General features: G+C 58.8%; 29 protein-coding genes and 2 pseudogenes. 1 reads left to right on the top strand and 30 read right to left on the bottom strand.

Annotated features, from left to right (window positions below):
- Positions 1–238 precede the first annotated feature (238 nt).
- The 14 genes and pseudogenes from DTW90_RS30375 to DTW90_RS30305 all read right to left on the bottom strand — a co-directional run bounded on the left by DTW90_RS30375 (position 239) and on the right by DTW90_RS30305 (position 11,994).
- Positions 239–511: a DUF2283 domain-containing protein gene (locus DTW90_RS30375; protein ID WP_149343253.1), complete on the bottom strand. Its 273-nt coding sequence runs from the start codon at positions 509–511 to the stop codon at positions 239–241.
- Positions 498–746, bottom strand: coding sequence for a hypothetical protein (locus tag DTW90_RS30370; protein WP_149343251.1), 249 nt, complete (start codon positions 744–746; stop codon positions 498–500). Before DTW90_RS30370 ends, DTW90_RS30375 begins: the two co-directional genes overlap by 14 nt.
- Positions 747–844: 98 nt before the next feature.
- Complete coding sequence (locus DTW90_RS30365) at positions 845–1,183, bottom strand: hypothetical protein (protein ID WP_149343249.1); 339 nt, start codon at positions 1,181–1,183, stop codon at positions 845–847.
- 199 nt (positions 1,184–1,382) lie between these two features.
- Positions 1,383–3,686 (bottom strand): Ig domain-containing protein, encoded by a 2,304-nt coding sequence (locus DTW90_RS30360; RefSeq protein ID WP_149343247.1) that lies wholly within the window; start codon positions 3,684–3,686, stop codon positions 1,383–1,385.
- Complete coding sequence (locus DTW90_RS30355) at positions 3,686–4,000, bottom strand: hypothetical protein (RefSeq protein ID WP_149343245.1); 315 nt, start codon at positions 3,998–4,000, stop codon at positions 3,686–3,688. Before DTW90_RS30355 ends, DTW90_RS30360 begins: the two co-directional genes overlap by 1 nt.
- Before the next feature lie 42 nt (positions 4,001–4,042).
- Positions 4,043–4,279, bottom strand: a complete 237-nt coding sequence (locus DTW90_RS30350) for a hypothetical protein (protein WP_246665114.1) — start codon at positions 4,277–4,279, stop codon at positions 4,043–4,045.
- A 324-nt stretch (positions 4,280–4,603) separates the two neighbouring features.
- Complete coding sequence (locus tag DTW90_RS30340; protein ID WP_149343241.1) at positions 4,604–4,972, bottom strand: hypothetical protein; 369 nt, start codon at positions 4,970–4,972, stop codon at positions 4,604–4,606.
- Positions 4,969–5,583, bottom strand: coding sequence for a lysozyme (locus DTW90_RS30335; RefSeq protein ID WP_149343239.1), 615 nt, complete (start codon positions 5,581–5,583; stop codon positions 4,969–4,971). The genes DTW90_RS30340 and DTW90_RS30335 overlap by 4 nt, the downstream gene beginning before the upstream one ends.
- Positions 5,570–5,839 (bottom strand): hypothetical protein, encoded by a 270-nt coding sequence (locus DTW90_RS30330; RefSeq protein ID WP_246665113.1) that lies wholly within the window; start codon positions 5,837–5,839, stop codon positions 5,570–5,572. Before DTW90_RS30330 ends, DTW90_RS30335 begins: the two co-directional genes overlap by 14 nt.
- A 14-nt stretch (positions 5,840–5,853) precedes the next feature.
- A complete protein-coding gene (locus DTW90_RS30325) occupies positions 5,854–6,237 on the bottom strand; it encodes a hypothetical protein (RefSeq protein WP_149343237.1) in 384 nt (127 codons plus the stop codon).
- A gap of 519 nt (positions 6,238–6,756) precedes the next feature.
- Positions 6,757–7,008 (bottom strand): annotated as a pseudogene (locus DTW90_RS37830) (hypothetical protein); the annotation flags it as partial.
- Between the two features lie 924 nt (positions 7,009–7,932).
- Positions 7,933–10,830, bottom strand: coding sequence for a phage tail protein (locus DTW90_RS30315; RefSeq protein WP_149343234.1), 2,898 nt, complete (start codon positions 10,828–10,830; stop codon positions 7,933–7,935).
- 55 nt (positions 10,831–10,885) lie between these two features.
- Positions 10,886–11,290 carry a GNAT family N-acetyltransferase gene (locus DTW90_RS30310; protein ID WP_149343232.1) on the bottom strand — a complete coding sequence of 135 codons (405 nt, stop codon included), beginning with the start codon at positions 11,288–11,290 and terminating at the stop codon, positions 10,886–10,888.
- Between the two features lie 26 nt (positions 11,291–11,316).
- A complete protein-coding gene (locus DTW90_RS30305) occupies positions 11,317–11,994 on the bottom strand; it encodes a hypothetical protein (protein WP_149343230.1) in 678 nt (225 codons plus the stop codon).
- Between the two features lie 44 nt (positions 11,995–12,038).
- Between DTW90_RS30305 and DTW90_RS30300 the strand changes: the two genes are divergently transcribed.
- On the top strand, positions 12,039–12,374 hold the full coding sequence (locus tag DTW90_RS30300; RefSeq protein ID WP_149343228.1) for a hypothetical protein: 336 nt from the start codon (positions 12,039–12,041) through the stop codon (positions 12,372–12,374).
- On the opposite strand, the gene DTW90_RS30295 is transcribed toward DTW90_RS30300, so the two are convergent.
- From DTW90_RS30295 to DTW90_RS30220, 16 genes and pseudogenes are all read right to left on the bottom strand, one after another.
- The gene (locus tag DTW90_RS30295) at positions 12,371–13,000 is read right to left on the bottom strand and encodes a hypothetical protein (RefSeq protein WP_149343226.1); all 630 of its coding nucleotides are present in this window, start codon (positions 12,998–13,000) and stop codon (positions 12,371–12,373) included. The two genes, DTW90_RS30300 and DTW90_RS30295, sit on opposite strands and share 4 nt — an antisense overlap.
- Complete coding sequence (locus tag DTW90_RS30290; RefSeq protein WP_149343224.1) at positions 13,001–15,550, bottom strand: phage tail length tape measure family protein; 2,550 nt, start codon at positions 15,548–15,550, stop codon at positions 13,001–13,003.
- Between the two features lie 310 nt (positions 15,551–15,860).
- Positions 15,861–16,037: pseudogene (locus tag DTW90_RS30285) on the bottom strand (phage tail assembly chaperone); the annotation flags it as partial.
- Positions 16,038–16,060: 23 nt separating this feature from the next.
- Positions 16,061–16,399 (bottom strand): hypothetical protein, encoded by a 339-nt coding sequence (locus tag DTW90_RS30280; RefSeq protein WP_149343220.1) that lies wholly within the window; start codon positions 16,397–16,399, stop codon positions 16,061–16,063.
- 3 nt (positions 16,400–16,402) lie between these two features.
- Complete coding sequence (locus DTW90_RS30275; RefSeq protein ID WP_149343218.1) at positions 16,403–16,837, bottom strand: phage tail tube protein; 435 nt, start codon at positions 16,835–16,837, stop codon at positions 16,403–16,405.
- A gap of 41 nt (positions 16,838–16,878) precedes the next feature.
- Positions 16,879–17,289 carry a DUF3168 domain-containing protein gene (locus tag DTW90_RS30270; RefSeq protein ID WP_149343216.1) on the bottom strand — a complete coding sequence of 137 codons (411 nt, stop codon included), beginning with the start codon at positions 17,287–17,289 and terminating at the stop codon, positions 16,879–16,881.
- Between the two features lie 3 nt (positions 17,290–17,292).
- Positions 17,293–17,784 carry an HK97 gp10 family phage protein gene (locus DTW90_RS30265; protein ID WP_149343214.1) on the bottom strand — a complete coding sequence of 164 codons (492 nt, stop codon included), beginning with the start codon at positions 17,782–17,784 and terminating at the stop codon, positions 17,293–17,295.
- Positions 17,784–18,143 carry a head-tail adaptor protein gene (locus DTW90_RS30260; protein WP_149343213.1) on the bottom strand — a complete coding sequence of 120 codons (360 nt, stop codon included), beginning with the start codon at positions 18,141–18,143 and terminating at the stop codon, positions 17,784–17,786. Before DTW90_RS30260 ends, DTW90_RS30265 begins: the two co-directional genes overlap by 1 nt.
- 193 nt (positions 18,144–18,336) lie before the next feature.
- Positions 18,337–18,741 carry a hypothetical protein gene (locus DTW90_RS30255; protein WP_149343211.1) on the bottom strand — a complete coding sequence of 135 codons (405 nt, stop codon included), beginning with the start codon at positions 18,739–18,741 and terminating at the stop codon, positions 18,337–18,339.
- Positions 18,742–18,758: 17 nt separating this feature from the next.
- On the bottom strand, positions 18,759–19,391 hold the full coding sequence (locus DTW90_RS30250) for a head-tail connector protein (RefSeq protein WP_149343209.1): 633 nt from the start codon (positions 19,389–19,391) through the stop codon (positions 18,759–18,761).
- A gap of 2 nt (positions 19,392–19,393) precedes the next feature.
- Entirely contained in the window at positions 19,394–19,612 is a 219-nt protein-coding gene (locus DTW90_RS30245) for a hypothetical protein (RefSeq protein WP_149343207.1), read from the bottom strand.
- Entirely contained in the window at positions 19,609–20,043 is a 435-nt protein-coding gene (locus tag DTW90_RS30240; RefSeq protein WP_149343205.1) for a hypothetical protein, read from the bottom strand. The genes DTW90_RS30245 and DTW90_RS30240 overlap by 4 nt, the downstream gene beginning before the upstream one ends.
- Positions 20,044–20,099: 56 nt before the next feature.
- Entirely contained in the window at positions 20,100–21,392 is a 1,293-nt protein-coding gene (locus DTW90_RS30235; protein WP_149343203.1) for a phage major capsid protein, read from the bottom strand.
- 56 nt (positions 21,393–21,448) lie between these two features.
- On the bottom strand, positions 21,449–22,189 hold the full coding sequence (locus tag DTW90_RS30230; protein ID WP_149343201.1) for an HK97 family phage prohead protease: 741 nt from the start codon (positions 22,187–22,189) through the stop codon (positions 21,449–21,451).
- On the bottom strand, positions 22,186–23,433 hold the full coding sequence (locus tag DTW90_RS30225) for a phage portal protein (RefSeq protein ID WP_149343199.1): 1,248 nt from the start codon (positions 23,431–23,433) through the stop codon (positions 22,186–22,188). Before DTW90_RS30225 ends, DTW90_RS30230 begins: the two co-directional genes overlap by 4 nt.
- A 34-nt stretch (positions 23,434–23,467) precedes the next feature.
- Positions 23,468–25,057: a terminase TerL endonuclease subunit gene (locus DTW90_RS30220; protein ID WP_149343197.1), complete on the bottom strand. Its 1,590-nt coding sequence runs from the start codon at positions 25,055–25,057 to the stop codon at positions 23,468–23,470.
- Positions 25,058–25,061 lie beyond the last annotated feature (4 nt).

Here is a 25,061-nt window from a genome sequence, read left to right as displayed (position 1 = left end):
TCGCTCTTCGGGCCATAATCTGCGCGCTCTCTGCCATCACTCGTCCAAAAAAACGATGGCAGCCGGCAAACAACCTTTCAAAACCGCAGAAAAACAGGCGTTTATGGATGGGCACTAGCTAGTTTGGGGGCAATCCAGCGGAAGGCCGCTGCCAGATATGATGAGCTCTGGCAGCGGCCTTTTTATAACCGGTTAGAAGTGGCTATATCTTTGTAGGAGTCGCGTCGATTTCGGGGTGCTAGCGCGCTACGTGATCCAAAACAGATTTCGCTTCACTCTCTGGGATGTGGAAGCCGTTCGACAGGGCCGCTTCTAGCACTCGGCGGTGAGAACCCCAATGATCACAATAATCCATTACAGTGGCACCGATAACCGCGCCATCCGAGCCGTAACGCCAAAGAATGCCGTTTTCGTCTTCGATCCCACGCGACGCAGGTATGCGCACACGGGAGATGTACAAAACATCGCCCCGTTTGTCATAAGAGGTCTGCAACTGGTTATCGCTCGTCATCTGAGTTCCTATAGACGGTATTTTCTGGCTTCGTGCTTCCAGAAAAGAAAACCGTTTTTACCCGGGCAGAGGTTCCCTCAGTAATTTTTACCGGTACCTTTAGCGGCTCACCAGTAAAATTTGTACTAGCATGGTCAATGAATACGTAGCTATTTGTGTAGCTGCTTTCAACGACCGTTGGATTTTCAATCGCATTCTGCACCGCCGTCATCAAAGACGGAAGCTCAATTTTCACTTCTGGGTGCTCTTGGTTAATGTGCTCGACGGTCTCGTGGTAGAATCGCACCTCACTCACGAATGGCACGACAGACGTTCGAAACACTCGAAAATCCGTCACTTATCGCCTTTCTCGGCACGCTGCGTATACTCGGTAGAAATTACGCCGAATTGGTCTTCGTACCTTTTTACCGTTCCCTGAAGTAGAAGGAACAAGTCCTTTGCTGTTTGCGGGCTCAAGCTGATGATCGCCTGGGTTTCAAGCACAGCTCCAAACTGCTGGTCTGGAGATTCAGCCTTTTTGTTTATGACCGGATGCGGTTTTGCAAAGACCAAAGTGAGATCATTCCCCGCCCAAACAGCTTGGATTGTTGAGCCGTAAAACGCAGGAGCGTTGATGCGCTCTACGTCCTCTGGATTGATTGGCGCTGGCTCATTCACCGCCATTTCTGTCATTGCGACCTCCGACTGTTCACAGCATAAGCTATTGCGCGCTATCCTTGCGCGAAAATGACAGAGAAAGCGACTTAGTCAAGAGCGGGAATCACCCCCCCACCCTTTGTTGAGGCGGGGGTGACTAGATGAGCAAGGAGGACAGCACCCCAGCAAATCAAGCTGAAGGCTGTCACGGCGATAATCCCCTTCAGCCGGAGCGTCACGGCGTGCCCCAGTTCTGGGCTGCCCAACGGCCAAGCATGTAGATCTGCTTATCCGTCAACTCGGCATTGAAGACGGCAGCACGATAAATCCACCCTTCAAGACCGATCGAGACGGTACCTCCGCTGGCGCGGCGTGCGCCAAGGGTCGCCTGGTCCATAGTCGCCCCGACATCCGGGGTGCCTGCCGCCGCCGTGAACAGGTACCGGTCATGATACATCTTCGTCGCCGTGGCCGTTTTGAACCTTGCGATGATACATGTCGGTGTGGCGAGAGGGGCGGCATTAGGATCGCTCGCATCAATAAATGTGCCGGTCGGTCCGCATTTTCGTGCTGTCCAACTTGTGCCGCCTGTGACGCACAAGATTTCCAGGCGATTCGCAGTGGTCGCCGCTGCGGCTTGGGCGATTTCAAGCATGCAGGCAGCAGCGGCAAGCGTGTTTAGTTCCGCGACGATCGCCATTGTCCCGACGCCGCCGTTCAGGAAGGACGCAATTCCCGTCCAGTCCATGAACTTACCAGATCCGAACAGAAGCGCCCCACGGCTTCGCTTGGTCACAAGGGAAGGCTGAAGGCCTCCGGTCGCCTGCGTTGCAGCCTGTGAGGAGCCGTCCGCGCCAGCAATAGCCGAGACAAGACCACCAGATGATGTGACTGTAGCGGCATTGTCGGGATCGAGCGACCCGGCAAGACCGGCAACCACCGGCAGAGGCGTACCAGCAACCACAGCGCCGTTGACCGTCGATGTTGCTGACTGGCCGACCGCATTGGTTGCTGTCACGCTCGCAGTGAATGACGACACGACCGCCGATCCATCGTTGGTAATGAGTCCTGTCGTCGTATTGAACGTCAGTCCAGACGGCAGACCGGTTACCGAGATCGTCGCCGGCACAAGGTCACCAACATCGACAGCGGCATAGAGGTCGTATTTCGAGCCTGCCGCAGAGCCGATATTGATCAGTACGTTAGACAGGTTCGGGCCGACATTGATGGCGACACGCTGCGGTTTGCAGGTTTCACCAAGCTTCGTGCCGGTCCTGACGAAGTAGAGACGCCCTGCCTTGTCGCTGACCGTGCCAGCAAGGTTGCCGCCAGTATAGGTGATGCCCGCTGGCAAACCTATCCAGCCGCCAGAAACATTGCCACCCGGCGCGATGACTTCGTTGACGATCGCTTCAAAGGTCTCATTGACAGCCCCATCGCCCCAGAGAGCAGCGGCGGTCGGCTGCGCAAACGAGAACGGCGTGTTGAAATCGACGTTATAGGCGTTATTGGCGATCAGCGGTGTGCGATGCGTCCCCGCCGTGGTCCGCCATACGCGAATGAAGTCTGTCTCGAAGACGTTCCCCGGGTTGCCTTGACCCTGCCATGCCGCCAAATTGTATTTGGCCTGGAAGTCGGCAACGTGGTTCGTCAGGAGGGCATAGAAAGGCCTGTTCCCCTGCTGTGCCGTGTTCACGGTCGTCGTCTTAACGACCACGCCATCAACCGTATACTGGACGTTCGCAGTACCGACGATGAAGCCGATGGTATGCCAGTTGCCGTCCCAGAGGTTCGGGGCATATGCAGGATTGCCGTTATCATCAATTGGGTTTGAAGATCCCGTTGTCCATTTCTGATTGTTCGGCGCAAATGTGTCCGGGTTGGCGGTGTCGGTCGCTTCCCAATCGAACTCAAGTGAGGTGTAGGAACTCGCTGGGCCTGCCAACATAAGCCAGAACGAGGGGTGCCATTCCCGCTGCGCCAGATAGCCAGGGCGAATGCGGATCTTCGCCTCGATAATGCAGGGCGGCCGCCCGACGATAAGACCGACGGTGTCCAGCATCGAGGAGATGATATCGCAGCCATCTCCCATCAGCTTTTCGGGGGCAGTCGCGGCTCGGCTTTTAAGGGCAAGCGCACTGCTGCTCGTCTGCATCAAGTCGTTGAAGGTCGAGACAGGCTGCCCTCTGTTGATGTCCATGAACCCGGTGTGCATGGCATCGACATCGTAGCCTTTAAGCGTGATCGAACCGCCTCGCGCCGATCGAGCAGTTTGCCCGACGGCCGGCAATATGTATGAGCGGCTGGAAAAATAATCAGCGGCTGGAGTGGACGGCGATACTATAGCGGGCGCCGAATTATAGTCATCGCCGCCAGACAGGGTGTAATTTTCGTAGATCGTCCCGACCGCGCCGGGTGCGCCGATCGGGATTCCGCCGATGGATGGGGCACCCCCACCCTGCGACGGGGAGCCACCCCGCAAACCGGCAAGGGTGCGCAGCGCGCTCCCCCGCCTAAGGCTGGTTCGAAGCCCCGTCATTACGCGGCAACCCACTGGAACTTGTCGTTCGGCTCGGCATAGACGTCGTAGTCGGTATTGGCCGGCACGAGGAAGCGCTTGCCGTTGGTGGCGTCAGGCGTAGGGCCGACCGAAACCCAGGCGTCGGCCGAAGCGCGGATGCGGAAGATTGGCTGGCCGGAACCGGAGTTTTCACCCGGTGCCTGATTGGTGGACGTGACGCCGGTGGACGGCGCTTCCGACCATGCGATTTTGCCAAGGATTGCCTGCGACTTGTCTCGAGCGAAAAGCGAGCCAGCGAAACCGCAAACGACATGAACGCCTGAAAAGGCCATGGAAGTCTCCTAGAATTGTGGTGGTGGTTGCCGTCGGGCGGCTTAGGAAGCGCGCGTGGTGCGCTGCGCCTTGGATTGGTTTTCGACGATGCGGTCGACGCGAAGGGTCATATTTTCGACGGCGGCTTTCACGCCGCCGATCGCGCTCATGATCTGGTCTGTGGTCTCGCGGAGGCCGGCCTTGGTGATGTAGGTTTCCGCGATGTGCAATTTCGTTGCGGCCAGTTCTTTTTCTTGTTCTTCGGCGCGCTTGGCCGCTGTTTCGCGGTCCTTTTCCATCTTATTTTCGAGGCGCCACCAGATACCCAGAACAAGGGTAATAACGGCCACGATCGGGCTGATGTACGGGAGAAGCTCAGTCATTGTGCCACCCCGCCAGCGGCCGGCCTCGGCGTGGGTACAGCTAACCGCGCGTCACGGTCAGCATAGAAGTCGCGCAGTGCGGCCTTACCGCGCCCACACTCGACAAGCGATTGCCGATCGCGCATCCAGAACTTCTCCAACTTGGCCTGCGGCAAGTCGGCAGAGCCGATATCCACCGGCTTATTGCAGTCTTTTGTGAGCGCCGAATCCGGCTTTGCTAAAACGGGCACCGGCGGCGGACTAACGAATTTCGTTGATGCGGCGCACGCTGGAAGAGCCAAGAGCAGGCCCATTAGCGTTAGGGTCTTGATCAGCTTCACGCTGCAGCTCCTGAATTTGATCTTGAAGGGATTGGTTGTCTGCTTGCATCTTTGCGATGCTTCTGGCCTCGGCAGCCTTCGCCGCGTCATTCACGGCGTTCTGGCGCTCGATCTCGGCGGCGCGAGCAGTCGCAAGGTCGGCCTTGGTTTGCGCAATCTGTGCCGTATATGTCGTGGCCGCCCGCGCGTAGCCACGGTGGTCGCCGTAGACGTAGGCGCCGACCGAAAGCAGCAGCGCGCCGAGTAGGCCGGCAAGGAACCGGCCGCCGGGGGTAGCTAATAGGCTCATGACGCACCTCCATCCGGCAGGCCAGAGACGCAGAGTTCCGCCTCGCCGATGCGCTGCGAGTCGCCCATTTCTCTCCGCGCAACAAGCCCTGGCACAACGTGGCCGCCGGCCTTGTTCCATGCGGTCTGCGCCTCGCATGCCGCGCGCCACTGGCCTTGCTTGGCGAAATCCATGGCCTTTGAACTGACCATGCCGCCGACGCCGAAGTTATAGGCGCCTGAAAGCTGTGACGCCTGGACGCTGACCGGGAAGCCGGTATAGGCCGGCACCTTCTTGGTGAGCGGCACGTAATAGCCGTTGTAGAGGTCGTCTTCCAAGAAATCGGCGCACTGCTGTTTGGTGAAGTGCATGCCCTTGGTGATGGGCTTGCCGTTCAGCCGGGTCTTGCCGTAGCAGATGTCGTAGATCTTCGCGTACGGATCCCAATGTGCCGTCAGCACCTCGCCTTCCCATGTCTCGATCAGCGCCTTCTGCGCGAGGATGACGGCCGGCGGGTGTACCGTGGCGGAGGTATCGCTTACCGCGTGCCAGCCGCCTGCTGCGGCCGCGACAATCGCAGCGGCAATAGCTGCGGCCGCGCGTTTGCTTGGCCGGATTTTATTGATTGGCATTGGCTTGTTCCTTGTCAGGCTGCGCCACGAGGCGGGCCGCCCACGCACCGACCAACAGCAGCAGCGTGAGCCACCACGGCAGATAATCGGCGGTGGCCGGCACAACGTTGATGATGACGTCGGCGAGCGCGGCGAGCTCCATCAGCCGGAGCGACCAGGCGCGCCTCAAGATGCTGGCCACGTCTGGCAATAGCCGCGCACGCACCAGCGACCAGGCGCGCGAAAGCACCCGGCGAACGTCGGGGATGAGTTGCATGGATTTTCCTTGATTTAGAGCGCCGCTGCGGCCACCCAGAGTGCGTCAATATCGGCGGAGGTCATGCCCTCCATCTGCCCGAAGGCGGCAACGAGGGGATCGGAGCGCAGAAACTCTCGTGCTCCGGAAATCTTCATCTGCGCATCGAACTGCTGGTCGGCAGGCAGCTGATTGACCAAGGCCTGCATCGCGGCCGGGATAGTGCCGGTTGCGACGGCGGCGATAGCCTCAGTCTGCGTAATCAGGCTCTGGGCTGCCAGCTGCTGGAAGAACTGGCGGTCGGTGATGCTCGGAAGCTCAGGCGGTGGCAACAGATTAGGGTTCGCGAGCGTCGCCGCGTAATCGGCTTCTTCTTCCGGCGTCATATCGCGCTCGACACCGTCGATATTGATTATCATGGCTCAACCTCTGATTTGCTCAACGGCAATCACGCCGGTCATCGTTCCCGATCCTGAATTGAAAATCTTCAGCGCGTTTCTGGCAGTTGGCGTCAGGTGAAAGTTTGCCATGTTTTGCGCATATCCCGCGCCACCGGCAGCAACGAACGCTCTAACAAAGCCGTTCAACCGAGCTGCTTTGTTGAAGTTTGACAGGATCGCTTCAAAAGGGACCGGCGTCGATACGTCTGAACTTCCTTGACCGGATAGCGGGAAAGAAGCGGCAGCGGACAAAACGCCCGCCGCTAGGCTGGCGCTGCTTGCGGACCATGCTTGTGAATAATAATTCGTGCCAGTGTCGTACGTTGTGCCATTGTCCGTACTTACCTGCATCGTCAGCAAACCAGCCGCCGACATCGAGTCAATCATGCCGGTTAGGCGTAGGAACTTCGCATTTCCTAAGTTGGTAAGAACAAACGATGATGCTGCGCTTAAGGTGAAGACTCCGACCGGATCCCAAAGGCCGGTCCGCATGACAGCGAAGAAGTTCGAGCCGTCGCAGATGATCTTGCAGGAGGTACCGTTCTTGACGACAATCGTCGCTTGCCCGTTAATCGTCTGCGTTCCGCTCGGATCGATCGTAACATCGCCACCGTCGGCGGTGACCGTGTAGTGCCAGTCGGCGCCTACGGTCGCCGCCGAGGTGAGTGTAAGTGTCGCGGTAGCCGTAAAGCGATGTTCAGCGTCGTTGTCCCCGATGACTGCCGTATAGTTACCGGTCTTGACGGCATATTTATTGACGCCAGTGATCGTCGACAGTGCCTGCGTGCCGGTATGGTTGGCGCGCGCGAAGGCATCAGCGGCTTTGCCCTGCGGGTCATAGACCGAAGGGTCCATGGCGCCGGCCGGCCCGGTCGCGCCAGTGTTGCCCTTTGCCGCCAAAACATCCCAGAAGGTTGTCCAAGATGCGCCGGTGCCCGGCGCGTTCGTCGAAGATGACGTATGGCTTAGCTTGCAGACGTATGATGCGCCGCCATTGGTGACGGCCTGATTGATGGAATAGGCGTGAGCCGTAGCCCATGCACCTTGCCAGGTGATATCGCCATCCGCTCCGCGTGGAATGTGGAAGGTCAGATTGTAAGGACCGGACCCGGTAACGACGACACTTGCGGGGTTGGTTGACGGCTCGGTTACAGTGGCGCCGAAGTTAAGCGAGGTTGCTGGCCCCATTGGACCGACACCATACGAAAACGGGCCATCCCAATCGCCTGACGTCGCCGAACCCTTCACGTAAAGCTGCGGCTGCGTCACGCCGACCGAAACGAGATAGGCAAAGCTCTGCGGCCGCGTGTCATATGTTGCCCTGCCGGCAAGATCGCCGCTGGCGTCATATTTGAAAATCGTGCCGGCCGCCAGTTCAGCGACCAGCTGAGCAAGCGTGCTGCTGTTCGTCGAGACCTGTTGCAGGTAGGCGGTGTCGCGAACAAGGGCGTAGTTATAGGTGCCTGTGGCGCCCTTCCACTTGGTGGCGGCAGTGATTGCGAGATCGCCATCAACGCTTGCGATCGGCAATGGGTTGCCATCGGCCTCTGGATAGATGACGCCGCCGGCAATCAGCGCCGTAGCCCAAGCGGTAAGTACGCCAGTCACCACGGCGCTGCCGTTGGTCAGGATGACCTGGCCAGTCGTGTAAGGTGTCGTCATTACAGGGGGTTCCTAGCGCTTATTGAGAATGTAAACCGCTCTTACGGTTATGTTTGTGAAACCAGTGGCGCCGCCCAATTGCCATTGATACTGGTTTGTCGTCGGTGCACCCGGTCTGAAATCGAACGCAACAACGTTGCTCCAGGAACCGGATTGAATACCGGTACCGCTGATTGACCTGCTCGCAAGTACAGCGCCCGTGCCTATGTTCACAAGTTGCAGTGTGGCCGAACCTGTACTTCCGCCGAAGTTGCTTTGCAGCGAAAGATCGAAATAGATAAAGCACGGGTTCGGGTTCGGGTTCGGGACGGAAACGGTACCGATAGCTGCTACGGATGAGCCGCTGTAGCTCTGGTTGACCTGAGTCGTCACTACGTCGAAATCCAAGTTGGAAACGCCTACTTGTAGATTTCCAATCTTCGCAGAAGTGATTGCCGCGTCCTGAATTTGCGCCGAGGTGATCAACGCATTGACGATGTCGGCCCATTCCACCTTGACGTTCTGCAATTTCAGCACGCCGCCTTCGAAGACCAGCGGTAGATAGGCTGTGCCGATCGCATCTGGATTGAGAACGGTAAATTGGTCAGCCAAAACCGAGAACCGTGACTTCTGCACGCCGCCTTGCGTGTAGATTTCAAGGAACATGCCGCTCTCGACGAAGGCCGAAGAAGAGCCAGCCCGAAGCACGACAGAGAATCGTGCGTCAACACCAGTCTGATCTGCTGCGGCTCGAAACTCGATAAGTCCTTCGGCGAACCGGTCGTTGAGGTCTGCCGAAACGAGCGTGGTTTGCTCGGCAACAGCCGAAACTTCGTCGACAACAGTTGCGATCTGCTCGCTGAATGTCGCCGATGCCTGGTCAAGCTGCGATGTGAGTTTGCGGCCGTCCTGCGAGAACACGACATCGGTCATCTGCTTGCCGGTTGTCAGTTGCTCCAGCAGCGTCCGCGTATCGTCAAGATCCGCCTGCAATTCCTTGAAGCGGTTCAGGATGTCAGATTTGACGTGCTGCAAATCGACGATCAGATCATCGGTCGCAACATCCGGCGTGGTCACCGGTAGCCAATCACTCCAATCCGTGGCTCTGCCAGAAAAAGGAATGAACCTGCCACGCGCCTCGTAATCCGTGCCGCCTTTGAAATTGGCGTTGAGTAGCCACGCAAACGGCTCGGCATACGGCGTCTGTTGGCTGTCGAAAACGACATCCGCTGTGGCCGCCAAGCGAACCTGCACCCAGACGTTACGGACGTCTTTTTGCGTCGGGTCGCAGCTGACTTTAATCGTCGGTCGCCAAGGCTGGCCGTCGCTGTCTGTCAGAACGGCCGGTTCAACCTGCCACCCGTACATCGGCTGCGCTGGCGGCTTAACCGGCCCGAGCGGCGCAAAAACAGGAGGCGTATAGTCGTGCTCTTGGTCCCAATCGTAATCGGTCGGGTCGACTTCAGTCAGATCGAGCGTAACGTCGAGATTCGCGTGATCTGCCACACCATCAACGCGGAATAGCTTCAATACGAAGCCGTTGCGATTCGATGTGAACGTGACAACGTCACCCGGCTCAAGAACCCATGCCGAAGGAGGAAGCACGAAAGTCAGGCGCCGTGCTCGGCGCGCCTCACGTAGTGCTGAAAGCATGATCCGCTGCACCTGCGATGCGCGGTAGACCATGTTCATGTCGACGTTCGACATCAGCCGGCGCGAGCCGTCCTGATTCTCAAAGGTCGTGTTGTATAGCGGCGGAGCGGTCTTGGTATTCCACGCCTCGTTCGGCTCTGGATACGTCGCCGAGATACCATTGACCGTATCCGACAGACCGAAGAACGGCGTGAAGGTCTGCTCTTCGGTCGAGATGATGTCGCCATCACCAAAAGCGAATACCGACGCGCCAGGATCGCCGACACGCATCTTGTAGATGCCGCCGGTCTCGATCATTCGACCCTGGCAGCCAGTCAGAAGGCTTTCGATGCTCGTGCCGATCTCGGCGTTGACGGAGACCTCTATGCCAGTCAGATATGTCGGCTCGATCCCCGCAGGCCCGTCTATGCCGGCGCGGCACTTGTTGATCTGGGCAATCCAGTCTGAGGCCGGAAGGCGATTTCCGGTCAGGCTTTGCAGGCCATAGAGCCATGCGCCGTTGTAGGTGATGCCGCGCAGGAGGTTGTAAGCCTGAACTACAGGCAGATCGTCGCCGTCACCGCCCCACGTAGACGGGTCGGACCAGCGATGCGATCCGGAACCGCCTGCGGTGCTGTCTTTCGAGACGTCATAAAGCCGTGCGCCCTGCACTTCGAAGCGGAACGTCGGGAAGCCGGTAAACAGCTCGTCGTTCGCCTGAGACGTGACGACAGCGTACGCGACACCCACGCCGACGCGCGTTGCCTCATACGGACGATCCGCGCTCGAGACAGTGCCAACGAGGAATGGATCCGCGACGGTCTGCGTGCCGTCGTAGAACTTGATCCACATGTTGTTGTTGGAGCCGTCGGCATACTCGACAACCGGAAAGCCCCAATCGCCATAGACGGTATTGCTCGTGTCGATGGTGACTGGCGAGCCGTTGACCCAGACAGCAGAAATCGTGTTGATCGGAATATCCGAAAGCGCGATGACCTGCGTGAAGTAGGCGTTCGGCGTCTTGCCGGCCTCACCCCATGTGTTCGCATAGGCGAGCGAACCGGCCGTGACGCGGCGACCCAGAATGAATGAACGGGCGATATCTCCGCCGGCCTGAAGAGTGCCGTTGACGCCGTTTATTGCCTGCGCCGTCGACTTCGGCTTTGTCAGTTCCTGTGCAGCCAGCGAGAGGCCAACGCCAACGGCTGCGTTCAGCGCAAATGCGGAGACGGACGCCAGGAAGGACGACTCGGCAACCCCGAGCCATCCCGCCACAATTGCGGTGGTAAAAAACGCCATCGATGTATCCTGAAATGGGAAAGGCCGCTCGTTGGCGGCCTGAGGCGCGAGGCGCCTAGAGAGACTTCATGAAGTGCCGCTCTGCCGGCTGATAGCCGCGGCGCTCGTAAAGCGCTCCGACGGCTGGATCCGAGCCAAGACCGACCATGGCGGCGAACGCGCATCCTCTATCGCGCGCCCAATCCTCATAGGCGGCGAGCATTTTAAGGGCCACCGAGCCGCGATTGTTGGGATCGATCCACCACATGATTTCCGAGGCAACCTTGATAGCCGCAAACTGATGTGCGCCCGCCTGCGCAGCGAGAACGCCGCGTGCAATGCCACTGACGTCGTAGACAAGGCAGGCGCGGTCTGGATCGGTCAATGAGGAGCGAAACAAAGCGTCAGCATGGGGCGCCGAGAACTGAAACGGCAAACCTGATGCGGCGTGAAAGGCTTTTGCCATTGTCAGTACGCGCATCTTGTCCGCCAATACAGCCGGCCGGATCATCGATTTGCCGCTCTGATTGAGACGGATATGCGCTGCGCAGATGCAGTTTCGACCTTGCCGGCGTTGCGGCCCCAGAAGAATTCCCAGTCGCCGACTGTTGTCGTGTCCTGAAAGAAATTGTCGGTGGCCGAACGCAGAACCTGACTATCCTGCGAGCGTGTGTCGGGGTTGCTCCGCGTCACTTCCTGCGTATGGGACGCGCATGTGAGTTCGACAGAGCCCTCCTCGCCTTCCTTTGGCGTGGTGATCACGACGTTGTCGACGAAGCCAATGAAGCGGCTGAAAGCTGGTGCCACCATCTGCCGCGTATCCGGATCGAACATGCCGCGGTAGATTTCGACGCGAGCCTGTTTCAGGTCGTAGCCGCGAACAATGTTGGCCACGCCTTCGTCGATCTGCGACATGCTGATGGTGGTATTCTGCACCGTCAGGTTGGCGACGAGCGGAATATCGCTGATCTGGATGAGCGAGCCGCTGCCCTCGAAGTTGCGCGACTCCGCGGCGCCGGTATCTGGATTGAGCACCTGCGCGCTGACGTTGCCGACGTCAGACCAGAAGCCATAGCCGAATGGCAGGCCTGTATCGAGCGTGCGGACAACCAGCCAGAGGAAGTCGCGCGCCACCAGCCGCCGCGCTTGAAGCGCAGCGTAGTTCTCAGCAGATATATTGCGCATCGAGCATCCTTGTGCGTATTCTACAAAAAACAGGCGGGGGTTGCATGCGGAAGTTTATTGTTTTCATAGTTGCAGCAGGGCTATCGTCATGCGCGGAAACGCAAACAGGTATGCGAGCCATGGAAAGCGCTGGCGAACTGGCGGTAACGCCAGAAACCGGAAAGCCATACGATTACACCGTCAAAATCCTGAATAGACGCGATATTGGCTACAACCCAGACGATCTTGATCAGCGTAAGAAAACAGCGCTGCTGTTGCTGAAAGATCAGTGCCCAAATGGATCAGTTATTGGTGAGACTGTGGTGAACACCGGAACATACGGAATAGGCACCCCGGCTCGCGCATATTTCGTTCAGGTGAAGTGCAACGCTTCTACTTAACGAGCCTCGATAGCCTGGAAGGTGATGGCCCCTCGCCCGTCAGGCAGGCTTGCCGTAGAACTGAGCGTTCCTGGCAGCAGCCGCATGGGACAGGAAGGCTTGATGAGCTTGGCCGCGGCGTTGATGACCGTTGAAGGCCACACGTAGGTCCGAACCTCGAATGCGCCTGTCACGCCGCTGCCATTTGCCGTCGCCGTTTCGAGCGCCTGATAGAGGTCATTGCCGACTTGGATGTAATCGCCGATGCTGACGACATACCCGGGCGGCACGGCCTTCAGTGACAGCGACTTGCTTGTGAGGCTGTTGACCTGTCCAGAGCCAGCGAATGCGCCGCCCGTCGGCCACGACCCATTCGGGTACGCGATCGGGAACGCCCGGCTGGTAGGCCAGCCGACAAAGGTCTGTAGGCCGTTTTCGAGAGCCTTCAATCGAGCCCGCCAGTAGTCGAGCTCATTGACGCGCAGGCTCCGTGATTGAAACGTCGCCTTCCAGAGTGGCGAGCCGAGATCCTTTGCGATCACCGCGCCGTTGGCAGTCGTGCTCTGCTCCTGGCGATAGTTGAAATCGAAGTCTGTCGACCAACCGGGGAAGGTCGACAGAATATCAACCGGAAACGTGATTGCCATTTAGCCCTTCCAGTTTCTGGTCTTCTGCGCCACGCGCATGGTCGTCACGACCTTTGAGGCGAACTCCGCCTTGTCGCGGGCCAACGTCTCTTGGATGCGGGCCACCGCCGCAGCGTCAGCGCCTCGGGCGTCTATGACCGGAGCGTAGGTGATTGCGGCGTTGTCGTTCGCGGCGCGCGGCATGATGGAAGGCATGCGCGGGCCGCCGACTAGGCCGCCGGCGGAATAGCTTCCAAGCATAGCCTGGATGCCCTTGAGGCCGATCTTGTCGACCATCTCCTTAGGGATGACGTATTCGCCCTTGTGCACCACGCCGGCTGGCTGGAATTTCCCGCCAAGTCCGGTATAGCCACCCGCATCGAAGCCGCTGGTGATCCACTTGCCGATAGACGAAAAGATGCCACCGAACTGACCGCCGGACGAGGTGTCGGTGGCCGGCTTGAATAGGCTGTCGAACGCCTCGTTCAGCAGCATGTCGCCGAGCTTCTTGGCGATGTCACCAAGCGCGTCGCTCAGGCTTTTCGCACCGGTCAGCGCGTCGATCGTGTCAGACTTGAACGTATCGTAGAACTCGCTCGCCGCCTCTTGCGCCTTTTCGTGGCTCTCCTGAACCTTTCGAAGTGCATCGGCTTGTGCTGCATATGCTGCGGATTCGCTCTGAATCTGCGCTATGCGCTCGGGCGAAAGCTTAATTGCATCAAGATCAGTTTGGCCTTTCTTGCGGGCCTCCTCACGGAGATCCTTCAGCGCCTTCTGCTCAAGATCTAGTTCAGTGCGCCGCTTCGTCTGCTCCTCGTAAGAGAGACCGACGAGACCGATTTCCTGCTGGAGCGCGGCCGAGCGGTCGCGGATAGCCTGAATGTCTTCATTGATGCGGTCGTCGGCTGTCTTTTTGACGTCTGGCGTTTTTTTGACCTTATGGTCACTTTCGTAGGTCTTCGCCTGCGACTTCAGCTTGTCGGCAAGGTCATTGCCGCCGCCTGAACGAATGAAAAAGTTCTCATCCTGGCCGATTGTCGCCATGCGAGCCTTGAGGGCATCCATAGCGGCATTGCGGCCGCCCTTCTGTAGATCGGTTCCGACGTTGACGTAGGAATTCAGATCTTTGGCGGTATCTCTAGCCTGCTCCAGCTGCGTGATGATGTTGGCAAGGCTCTGAATCCACCCGCTATAGGTCGGGTAGGATTGCTCAAGTACCTGCGCCTGCGCGGTGAAATCGGCGGCGTTGGTCTTCCCAGACTGAAATTCCGAAACGAGCTGCTCAAGCTTGGTGCGCATGTCACCAAACGGCAGATTGCCCAGCTGATCAGACGCCGTCTGAAACGAGGCGGCGAGCGCATTGATCGTCGGGCTGATTTTGCTAAGGCTGTCGCTTGTATCTAGGCCGGCTTTTGTCAGGTTAAGAAGCTGAAGCGCGACGGCATCACTGATTGCGCCTGACTGCTTCAGGCCGTTGACCGCTTCTTGGAATTCCCGCACTTGCGGAACACCAGACTTGATGGACGCACCGAGGGCGTCAATCGCCTTCTGCGCTGGCGCAAAGTCATATCGATTGACAATGCCAGGGTCAGACTGCGCCGCCTCAGCGACAGCGATCTTGTATTGCGCGATGACGCGCATAATCGCTTCATAGCCGGCGCTTGCGTCGGCAATCTGACGCTTCGTGGCGTCATTTGCCGTCCCCTGCGCACGCAAATTCGCCAGCCCCTGGCTGTCGCGCACGTACTTCTGCTGCTGGTCGAGCACCTCTTTGTAGGCCGGCCCGAGCTTTTCAATATTGGCTTGATGGGCCTTCAGAATGTCGTCGACATCCGGAATCTTGCTCTTACTGTTGGAAACGTACTCGATCAGCGCGGCAGTGCCGGCAACTAGACCAATGGTGACCAGCGAAACCGGACTGACAAGCGACAGGAATCCGGCACCGAGCGCCTTGACTGCGCCGGCGGCGCCAGATTCACCGAAGGCAGAGGAAAGCTGCGTGCCTTGCTCAAGTGCAATTTGCAGCGGGCTTTGTCCGAGCGCGGACTGCACCGCGATATCCTGAAACTGCGCGGCAATATTCGCCGTCTGGAAATGGTTGCTACCCGCTTTCGCCGCTGGCGTGTCGACTACTGCGGCGTTGCGCTTCTTGATAGCGTCAATGCTAGCAAGGGCGGCCTGCCGCTGCCTCTGGATGGCCGTGGTCATCTCATCGGCAGAAATGGCGCCTATGCCATTGGCCGTCTTGATCTCGGCGACAGCGGCCTTGTACTGCGTAATCGCCGCATAGAGCGGATTGTATTTCGCGCGCAGCTGCTCCAGCTGCTTACCTTGGTCGGCAAGCGCGCCGTTCCATTCCTTGACGCCTTGCTGGCCGATCCCGACTACGTCGTTGATGCGCGCCTGTAGCGCGGTCGTCATCGACTTATCGATTCCCTGACCTGTAGTGCTGAACTTGCGGGAAATCTGATCTGAAGCCGAGCCAACATCGCCTACCAGCTTGTTAAGCTGGCGCTTCACAGAAGTCAGGTCGGTGCTGATCGAAATAATCAGGTCATCTTGATCAGCCATATAAATTCATCCTAAAATGGAAAAGCCCGCGTGGTGGCGGGCTCGTAGGTGCTGGTATGGACGGTTGGTTGAAGGCGCTTGTCGCGTGCGCGTGTGGCGTTGTTATCGCTAGTGGCGGATGGTATGCGACATCGGCAGCATTGGATTGGCAGGCGCAGCGAAACGTAGCGCAACAACAGGCGACTTTAGCCGACCAGCAAGAGTGCGCTACATTTAAGGAAGAGAAGAAGTGGCGCAACGAGGGCGGTAAGCCGCGGACGCTCGATTCTGACGGCCTGCTATCGCTACGCATAGATAACTGCGCATCAAACTAACCATACTTCGCCACCAGCGCCTCAAGCTCTTCGTCCGTCGGCGCCCCAGACTTCTCTCCTGCGCCGTTGGCCTCATTGAAGCCTTCTATCGCCTCGAAATATTCCGTCAGCGTGCAGTTCCAGAAGTCTTGCGGCTTCCATCCGAGGGCACCGAATGCGGTTCGCATCCAGCGTCGCCACGGAAACGGTGCCGTATCTACTTCGCCGCCTGGTCGGCGGCCTCGGCGTTTCCCTCATCACCATCGAAGTGATGCGCGAGAGCAGCAGCGAATGCCTCTGAGCAGGCCTTGAAGTCCTTCAGCTTGAGCTTTGCCAAAGCCGCTACTGCGTCACCGCGCACGGTTAGATGCGCGATCGCAGCCTCGGTCGCCGCCACCTCAGTGCCAGTAAGCCGCACGAACAGGTCGGCGAGCGACTTGCACTGCAGCTGCGTCGAAACGGCCGAAAGTCCCTTCATAGTGGCGGCAATCACAAGATCCTGGCCGCCGGCGCGGAGCGCGACTTCGCCACGCGCTCCGTTGACTTCTTGCGACATAAATTACGCCTCCGGAGTGAATGTAAGCGGGCCGCCGGCAGTCCAAGTGCCGTTGAAGGTCATCGTGCCTTCCATTTCGCCGCCGAATTCGAACGAAGTCACACCCCAAAGGCCGGCGAACGTGCCGAGGCCGGGGACGATAACCTGCGCATTGAACTGCTCGCCGTTCATGACGTGGTTCAGGAATGCGGTCGAGTTCGCCGATTTCACAAACTTGCCCTGTCCGGTAAACGTGCGGTTCAGAATGCCGAGGTCCGACGTCTTCTGTGGCGTGTTGCCAGGATTGAGGCAGTCAGGGATGGTGGTATCGACATCATTTGCCGACATGTTGAATGTCGTGGTCGTCAACCCACAAAGGTTGTTGAAATTCTCGGGCGAACCGCCGTCGCCGATCTTGATGAGGAGCTGACGCCCGCTCTGCTGGCCATTTGCTGCCATTGATGTCTCCAGATGGTGATGTGGTGGGAGCCGCGGCTTGGTCAGCTAATCGGCTTTTCGACGTACGCAACGAGCTCTATGACCGCGTGCGATGTCAGACCATCGTCATCGCGAAAGACGCGATTCTGACGGTGATTTATGGAAATCAGTCTGTTCGTAGGCAGCGCCAGCGCCGCCAAATGAAGGCATTCGACAACTGCATCGGCAATCCGCTTCACTTCCGGAAAGCCTACTGCGCGCGACCAAGCATGAAGTGTCAGAAAAACCTGACCGCCGGATATGCAGGTCGCGTCATCGCGGACAAATTGAGCCTCGCCGATCGTGACGTATGGGTACGTCACTGGTTCTGGCGGCTGGTCATAGATGCGCCCAGCAACCAAAGATGAAAGAGTCGCGTCAGCCTTCAGGGCAGCGAGCATCGCGCCTTGCAATTCAAGATCTGCGCTGGCCATGGGCTATTTCTTCATCGCTTCGCGCGCGCCCTTGCGGACGGCCGCTTGAATTCGTTGTTTTGCGCTTTTGCGCATGGCTCGCCAGGTGGTAAAGATGTGCGGTTGCGCCTTGGTGCCGGGATGTTGAAAGCCCTCGCCACCGGCATGCGTTGCCTTGCCTAGCGCGGTCCCACCGCCCTTGGCGGTGTTGTGCGGCGCAGTGCCGAACTCCAAGAAGCGCCAAATGAACGATGCGAAAATGCCGGCAGCGTCAGGGTCTTTCGTCTGGCTGACACCGACCTGTTTCGCGCCCGCATGAGCCTTCAGAAAGTCGCCCTCAATGCTCTCCGCGTATTCCAGGGTTGCGCCTCGAGGTGCGGCGGCCCGCATCTTCTCGGCCGCTTCTTCGGCGATCTGCAACTTCACTTCGTTCGCGTATTTCGTGGCGGCCGGCGCGACCGCATTAAGCTTTTCCATCAGCGCCGCACGGCCGACAACGGTTGCTTTGAGCGCCATCAGGTAGCCACCCCATCTTCCGCCATGATATCGAGCCACGCGTTCTTCTGATCGGTGTTCGCTACTGACCGAATATTGAAAATCTGGTTCTGATTGCGGGCATCGATCGCCCGCCAGGCTGTTGTCATGCCCCTCGCCGCGGCGCTGCTGCGAATGCGGATGATATACGGCTGAACGCCCGTCAGGCGGGCCGCAAGCACTGGCTCGCCGCCTTTGAGCGGGATGATCTCGGCCGCTGATGCAAAAACCGTCGCCCAGTCGCCAGACTGCGGATTGCCGTAGCCATCGTCCTCGGTGGAGCGCACCTGAAACAGCAGTTTCTCGCGCATCCGGCCGGCGCCGGGTTTGGTCACGACCATCAGCGCCTCCCTATCGGCGTAGGCTTCAGTTCAGCGGGCCGCGCGCACGGCACGGCCTTATCGCCCGCCGCCTCGGCGCATCGCCTTGTCACCGAGTGGCGACCGTCCTTGAGCGGGCCGCCGTCTGGCTTGAACACGATGTTCGTAGCCGGCGTGGCGACCCAGCAGAATTCCTGCAGGAATTTAACCCACACTAGAGAGTGACGCCTGGATCCTGAATCGAGATCGTCAGTATCGAAGTCGACTTGGCGACGCCAATCAGGATCGGATCCATGCCGGTCACAAGGTCCGCTACGGGACAAATGCCGCCCGGCGTTCCAGATGCGTAATATGCGACGCCTGCCGTCAGGACGGCGCCGAGATTGATGTCGCCGCCCTTCTGAACGGTGACAGGCTGGCCGGCAGAGGCGCCGTTGAGCGCGATGCCCTTGGCCGAGCGCGTGCCGGTGCCGTTGTTGTCGGTGAGCATCCAGCGATTGGTCGTGGTGTTCAGAAACACCACCTTACCGGCCGCGATCGTCTCGCCGGCGAAGCCCTGGTCGATAACGGCGTTGGTGCTCGGCACGACAGCCGTGTTTGTAATGACTATGTCGGTCATGAATTATCCTTCTGCCGTCAGTGCGGCCAGCTTCTGTAGGGCGCCAGAAGCGCGTCAACTGCCAACGGCAAGTTGGCCAGCCCCTTCATGTCTGTGGTTGCGGCTTCACGATTCTCGTACCAATGGCCGATCATCAGGAGCGCGGCATGCTTTATTGAAGGCGGCAGATCAGCATAGCCCGCCGTGAATTCGACGCGCACGGATCCAGGCTCGCAATCAGTCATCGGCCATGGCTGCTTTTTGGCAGGCAAGAGATATGCACCGTTGGTGTCAGCAGTGCCGATGGTGCGGAAATCGGTGATTTCGACCTCTGCGCCGCCATTCGCCGGCGTGTAAAATAGCCCTGTCACCTCTTTAAGGGGTGGCTTTGGCAAGTGCAGCGCATTGGGATGGTAGTCGCCGTGTCGACGCATGTGCGGCCACGGCTCGCAATATCCATGCCATGGAAACCGATCTAGCGTCAGTTCCCAGCCCTGCTCTACCACGCTGCGGCCAAGCCAGTTGTTCTCGCCTGTCAGCCAATCCTGTGCCGCGGCGGCCAATGCCTCGATGTAGCTGTCGTCGTCATCGTGGAAGACGCGTAGATGCGCCTTGGCTTCGTCCAGCGATACAATCGTGTCCGTCGCCGGCGTCACAAGGCGCAAATTCATAGCTATTTCCTCTGAGGACGCACTTTGATGGTTGGCAGGTCGATAACCGTCTGCTCGCCGTCGCCATCGCCGGTAGTCGCCACCTCAATGGGCTCAATCCAGCCTTCGGCAACAAGACCGTCGGCCAAACCGCCGAAATCACGCTCGTCGCCCTCATTCAGGTCAACGAGCGTGAAGCCATCCCACGAACAAGGGAACGGCTTCACAACTCGATGCATCATTGCGGCGGGTTAGCCGTCGGCGCGCTGCGGGCATTGCCGAGAACGGCGACGCCAGCCACGAAGATGTTGCCGGAATCGTTGCCAGACGGCGTGACGGTCAGGCGAACGTAGCGCTTGCCGCCAACGTAGCCGATCTTTCGGCATTCGTTGTCATCGGCGAAGGTGAAGCCAGCGAGCGTGGTCGTGCCGATCAGCTGATTTGCAGCAACGGCATTGGAGCCGGTCAGATCCGAGGCATCACCTTCGTCCACCGTCACGGCGAACGTGGCGTTGGTGTCGGTATTGGTGCCGGTGACCAGGACGAACTCGATAGACTCAAAGCCTGCCGTGTCGATGATCGAGGAAACGATTGCAGTGTTGTCGGTGCGCGCGGCGACCGGCGGGATAAGCGGCACGAAATGCAGCTTGTTATGAATATCTCTGGAAGCCATCAGGCTATCTCCTTTTCAAGCTGGAAATGGGCGGCACAAGGCCGCCCGCTGTTGGCTTAGACCGAGCAGGTCAGCTTCTTGATCGCTTCCGGCAGGACTACCTGACCACCGAGACGGCGGCGGAAGATGAAGCGGATGTTGCCGCTCGTTGCCTGCGTGTAGGGATCGCGGAGCATTTCCATGGCGATGCGGTCAACCAGTGTGTAAGCCTTGTTGAAGTCGCCATATGCAACCGGCGTGGTGCCGGCACCTTCGTTCGGCATATCCGGAACCTCGACGTAGGGGTCGCCGTCAATGGTATTCGGGCGGCCGAGGGCAATGCCGGGCATCCAGATGTAGTTTTTCTGGCCATCCTTCAAGCGGCGAACGGAACCGAGCGTAGTGCGGTTCAGCGCCCACGAAGCGTTGCGCGTGTAGGCCGTCTTCAGGCTGTACTTCAGCTTGAGCAGGCCGTCTGCCTGGCCATCAGCGTCGGCGATCGTTGCCGCCGAACCTGAATTAGCGCCGCCAACGTTGGCAGCGACGAGGAAGCCTTCTGGCTTACCGACACCGTTGCCCGAAACGAATGCGGCACCTTCGGAAACTTCGAACTGCTCGGTGGCCTCAGACGAAATCTCCGCTCCGAGGTCGAATGCGGAGTCTTCGAGGTTCTGGTTCGAGATATCGATCAGCGCGAAGAGCTCGTGGGTCGGGATTTCCCACAGGCCGTAGCGCAGGCCGTCGGTTTCGGACTTGTTGCCCTGCTCAGCGACCCACTGCGCGGCAAACTGGCCGGTGCGCTTCGGAAGCTGGATGGACTTGGCTGCCGTCGAGCGAACGCGGGCAAGAGCGCGGGCCGGAGAGATTTCCGTCACGGTCTTGATGATTTCGCGGACATATTCCGGAGGAGCCAGGTAGCCGCCAGTCGTGTCATTGCCGAGCGACAGCGCCTTGATTTCCGCGGCAACGTCAGCGAGGGCCTTCTGCTGGTCGGCAGGAAGGTTCGGGATGCCGATGGTGTGCGCGTTGACGACGGCACGAGCCCAGAGGTTGACCTTGGACTTCAGCTCTTCCGCGCGCTTGGCCGGATCAGCAGAGCCGGCGAGCGACAGGCGGTTGAGCTTCTCTTCCAGGTCGTCGACGTGCTTCTTTTCGTCATCGAGCGCCTTCTTGGTCTCGAGGAGTTCGGCGGTGGCCTTCTTGTTGGCTTCCTCGAACTTGTCCATGGCCGTGTTGATGCGGTCGACCTTCTCGGTCAGAACCACGTCAGCAACGCCCTTCTTCTCGATTTCCTTGAGGCGATTGTCGTTTGCGGCCTTGAATTCTTCAAAGGCCGACATGACCTGCTCAACGGCAGTTTTTTCCGTCATGATAGTCTCCAGTGATGTGGTGGTGTGGTGAGAGCGTGCCGCAAGCAGCCGAACGGCTACGCGGTCAGCGCTTTGATGCGCTCCGCCAGCTGGTTAAGCTCGGCGTCGCTCTTCTTGGCCACTTCATCCTCATCACGAGGAGTCGTGTCCTGCTCTGCTTCGTCGCGAAGCAGCACGCTTTTGAGGACCGCAACAGCTTTCACGCTGTCTGCCCGCGACAAGCCGGCTTCGCGCAGGCTATCCTCGATTTCTCGCGGGTTGAATTCTGATTTCACGCTGGTAACACGTGATTTCGGGTTGGCCGGAAACGTCACGAGCGAAACCTCGACGAGATCAACAGCCTTCAACGTGCGCCGCGGCTCGTCAGGAGCCGACCGCATGGACCAATCGACCGCCTTAAAGCCGATAGAAAGACCACCAATCGCCGGTCTCGGCGTCATTTTGAGCAGCTGATAGGCCTCTTTACCACGTTCAGTAGGCGCCAGCTTGCCTTCAACGTAAAGGCCGACATCGTCCTCGCGCATCTCTGTCCAGACGCCGATCGGCGTCATTTCCGTGCCAAAACTGCCATGTTGAGACAGCATTGCCGGCCAAACGCCGGAATTCTTCGCCTTGGCCAGCGTATCCTTGAAGGCGCCTTTCAAAATGACATCGTCATACGAGTCGGCGTTGCCAAAGACGGCGCCGTACCCTGAGAATGTCATGTCGCCATCGTCGCCACTGATCGCATTCAGCTTCACTTCGCCGAGCACGAACCCAAGGCGCTCAATGGCACCAAGATCTGTCTTTTTCGTCATGTATTTTGGTCCTGCTTGCCGTCTGGTGGCGGCGTAGGAGGCTTTGCGCCCGCAACATTGGTCGGTTTCGGCAACTTGCTGGCCTCGCCACCCTCGGCGTTCAGGTCTTCTTCGGCGCGAACCTCATCCTGCGTCATCCATGCTGGCGAGCCGCCGGCGCCGAGCGCCTTGGAATAGAAGTTTGCGCGGTCAGCAGCTGCGCCTCGGAGCAGAGAATTCATCGAGAATTTTGCGAAAAACTCAGCATCCTCGTCGCCATCGAGCAGATCGTTGTCGGCAGATTGCTCGATACGAACCACCCACGGCATCAGCGTATGAACGACGTGCGCCAGGAATATCTGCTCGGCGCTAGCAAACGTCATCGCTTGGCCGGAATGCCCAACCATGGGCGGCAAAACGCGTAGTGACCTGCAAATTTCCTCTATCTGGAATTTTCGCGTCTCGAGGTGCTGCGCGTCGACGCCGGTCATGGACTGAGGCGTCCATTTGAAGCCGGAATCGATCACAAACGGCTTGTGACGGTTCGAACCGCCGATCTGCGCCGCAATCCAAGCCTGAATCTGCTTGTATTTCTCTGGATCGATCTTCGCGTCTGTCGAATACACACCCGAAGTCTGCATGCCATTGGCGTGCATCTCGGCTTGCGTGTTTTCTGTCGCGATCGTGAGCCCGATTGCTTCACGAGCACGGTGGACCGCGTCCATGCCGCGCCAGGTGTCCCATGACGGGCCGCGGATATGCCAGATCAGCGATTGCGGGAAGTCCATCGACTGCCCGTTAATGCCGGTCACTGTATATGCGAGCGAATAGTCGTTGTTGCGCGTGATGGTCACGCAGCCAGGGTCGATTGGAATGAGTTCCTTGACCTGATTACGGACGATATTCTTGTAGAAAAACGCGTTGCCAGTCAGCGCTAGATGAAAAATCATCGTCTCTCGCATAGCGAAAGACGTCTGCCAGCGGTTCGGCTTGCTGTTCAGCACCTTGTAGAGCGGGTGATCCGTCGCCGGAACGCTACCCTTGCCATCTGGCAACTCGCGCATAACCCGCAGAGGAACCTGCGCAACGCCTTCCGCAATCACGCGAATGCAGGCAAACACGGTAGAAACGTCGAGAGCGCGCTCCCAATTTACGGGAACACCCGCCTTTGAGACGCGCGAGCCGAAGAAATCGAACCAAACGGGGTCAAACGTAACAGACTTCTGCTCGTCCTTCCGGCCGAGCAGCCTATCGATGATACCCATGGGCATTCCTTGTTTTTTTGTATTGCCCGATGGGCTATGCGGCTTGCTGCGCCGGTGGCGCGGAGTAGTCCGTCGCCGGGTCTAGGACTTCCCAGAAAGAAGTCTCTTCGTTTGCACCCTCGTAGGTGCCAGCCATCGCCGTCGCCATAGAGAGCGCAACGGCGCCATCGATACGGCCGCGTGACCGTTGCTTGTCGAGTTTGCGATTGCCCGACGGATCAGGCCGCACCGTCGCATTCATCATGCACATGGTCAGGACAGGATGGCCGCCGTGAGCCAGCTTCTTGTTGAGCAGGATGCTCTCAAGATCTCGCAAGGCTGGCGACATCGAAGCGTAGCCCTGCCCGAACGGTTCAAAAACAGCTGCATCGCCGTCCAATTGCTCGTCAGTGAACCCGACATTCTGAAGCCATGGCTTCAAGTGCCGCCAATTCCAGCGATCGAAAGCGATCTTGCGGATATCGAGCTTATCGAACAGGCCGCGCAGATGAGCCGCAACGAACTCGTAGTCGACCGTCGGTCCTGGCGTCGTTTCCAGCGACCCGTTGTCGTGCCAGACATCGTAGGGCACGCGGTCGGCCTTAGCCTTCTCGCGCAATGCATCGCCAGGCAGCCAGAACGTGGGCTTCACGTGCCATATGCCGTCCTTCGGCGCCATGAGCACCAGAGACGTCAAGTCAGACACTTCTGAAAGGTCGAGCCCGCCAAAAACCGGCAGGCCTTCGAACGTCTCAACCACCGCCCCGTCACATGCGCGCCAGACAGCCGGCGACACGAATGGCGCCGATGCATCGATGCGCTGATTCAGGAAGAGCCAGCGAAAACTGGATTCCTTGGTTGGCATGCGGCTGGCGAGGAGCGAGAAGTCCTCAACGTCCTTGATCGAGCGAAACACGCCGAGCGCCGGATTTGCTGCTGCCCATGCGGCACGATCGTCGAGCTCACAGTCAGCCGGTGCCGTGTAGATGTGGCTGACAATACGCGGATCCTTCGACGTCTCGGCGTCGTCGATCCAGCGCGAAAACAAATCGTTGTCGGTGGCAGCCTGCGTCGAGATAGCAAAGAGCATCGCCTTGCCCTCATAGGCGCCCTGCGATGTTTCTATTGCCTCGACGAAATCGTCCGTCGGCCCCTTGATCTGGCCGACCTCGTCCAGAATGGCGAGAATGGGCGAGCCGCCGTGCGCGCTCTTCGCCTCGGCCGAACTCGCCTGGTATTCAACGTTCTTGGCCAGTCCAATAATCATTTTGGACGAAGGCACGATGCGCACGAGCCGCTTTAGCTCTGGCGACATAAGCGCCATCTTCGAGGCGTAGTTGAACACCTCGGCTGCCTGCTTGCGAGACCGTGCGCCTGAAACTATACGGCCGTTCTGATATGCCTCGGGGCCGACAATGTGAGCCAGCAAGAGGCAGGCAATCAGGCCGGTCTTGCCGTTCTTGCGTGCGATCGACAGATAGGCGCGCGACGTGCCGGCCGGATTGTCGTAGACATCAAGGATGAACTTTTGCTGGAATGGCAGCAGGCGCACCGGCTTGCCGAGAAGCGTCCCTTCTGGGACTAGGCAGTATCGCTGAATAAATGCAATCACCCGCTCCCCGCGGGTCAGCTGCTTCTTGGCCATGCGC

It is taken from the genome of Neorhizobium sp. P12A, assembly GCF_008365395.1.
Classification (GTDB): domain Bacteria; phylum Pseudomonadota; class Alphaproteobacteria; order Rhizobiales; family Rhizobiaceae; genus Rhizobium.
This window is presented reverse-complemented; position numbering and strand designations above follow the sequence as displayed.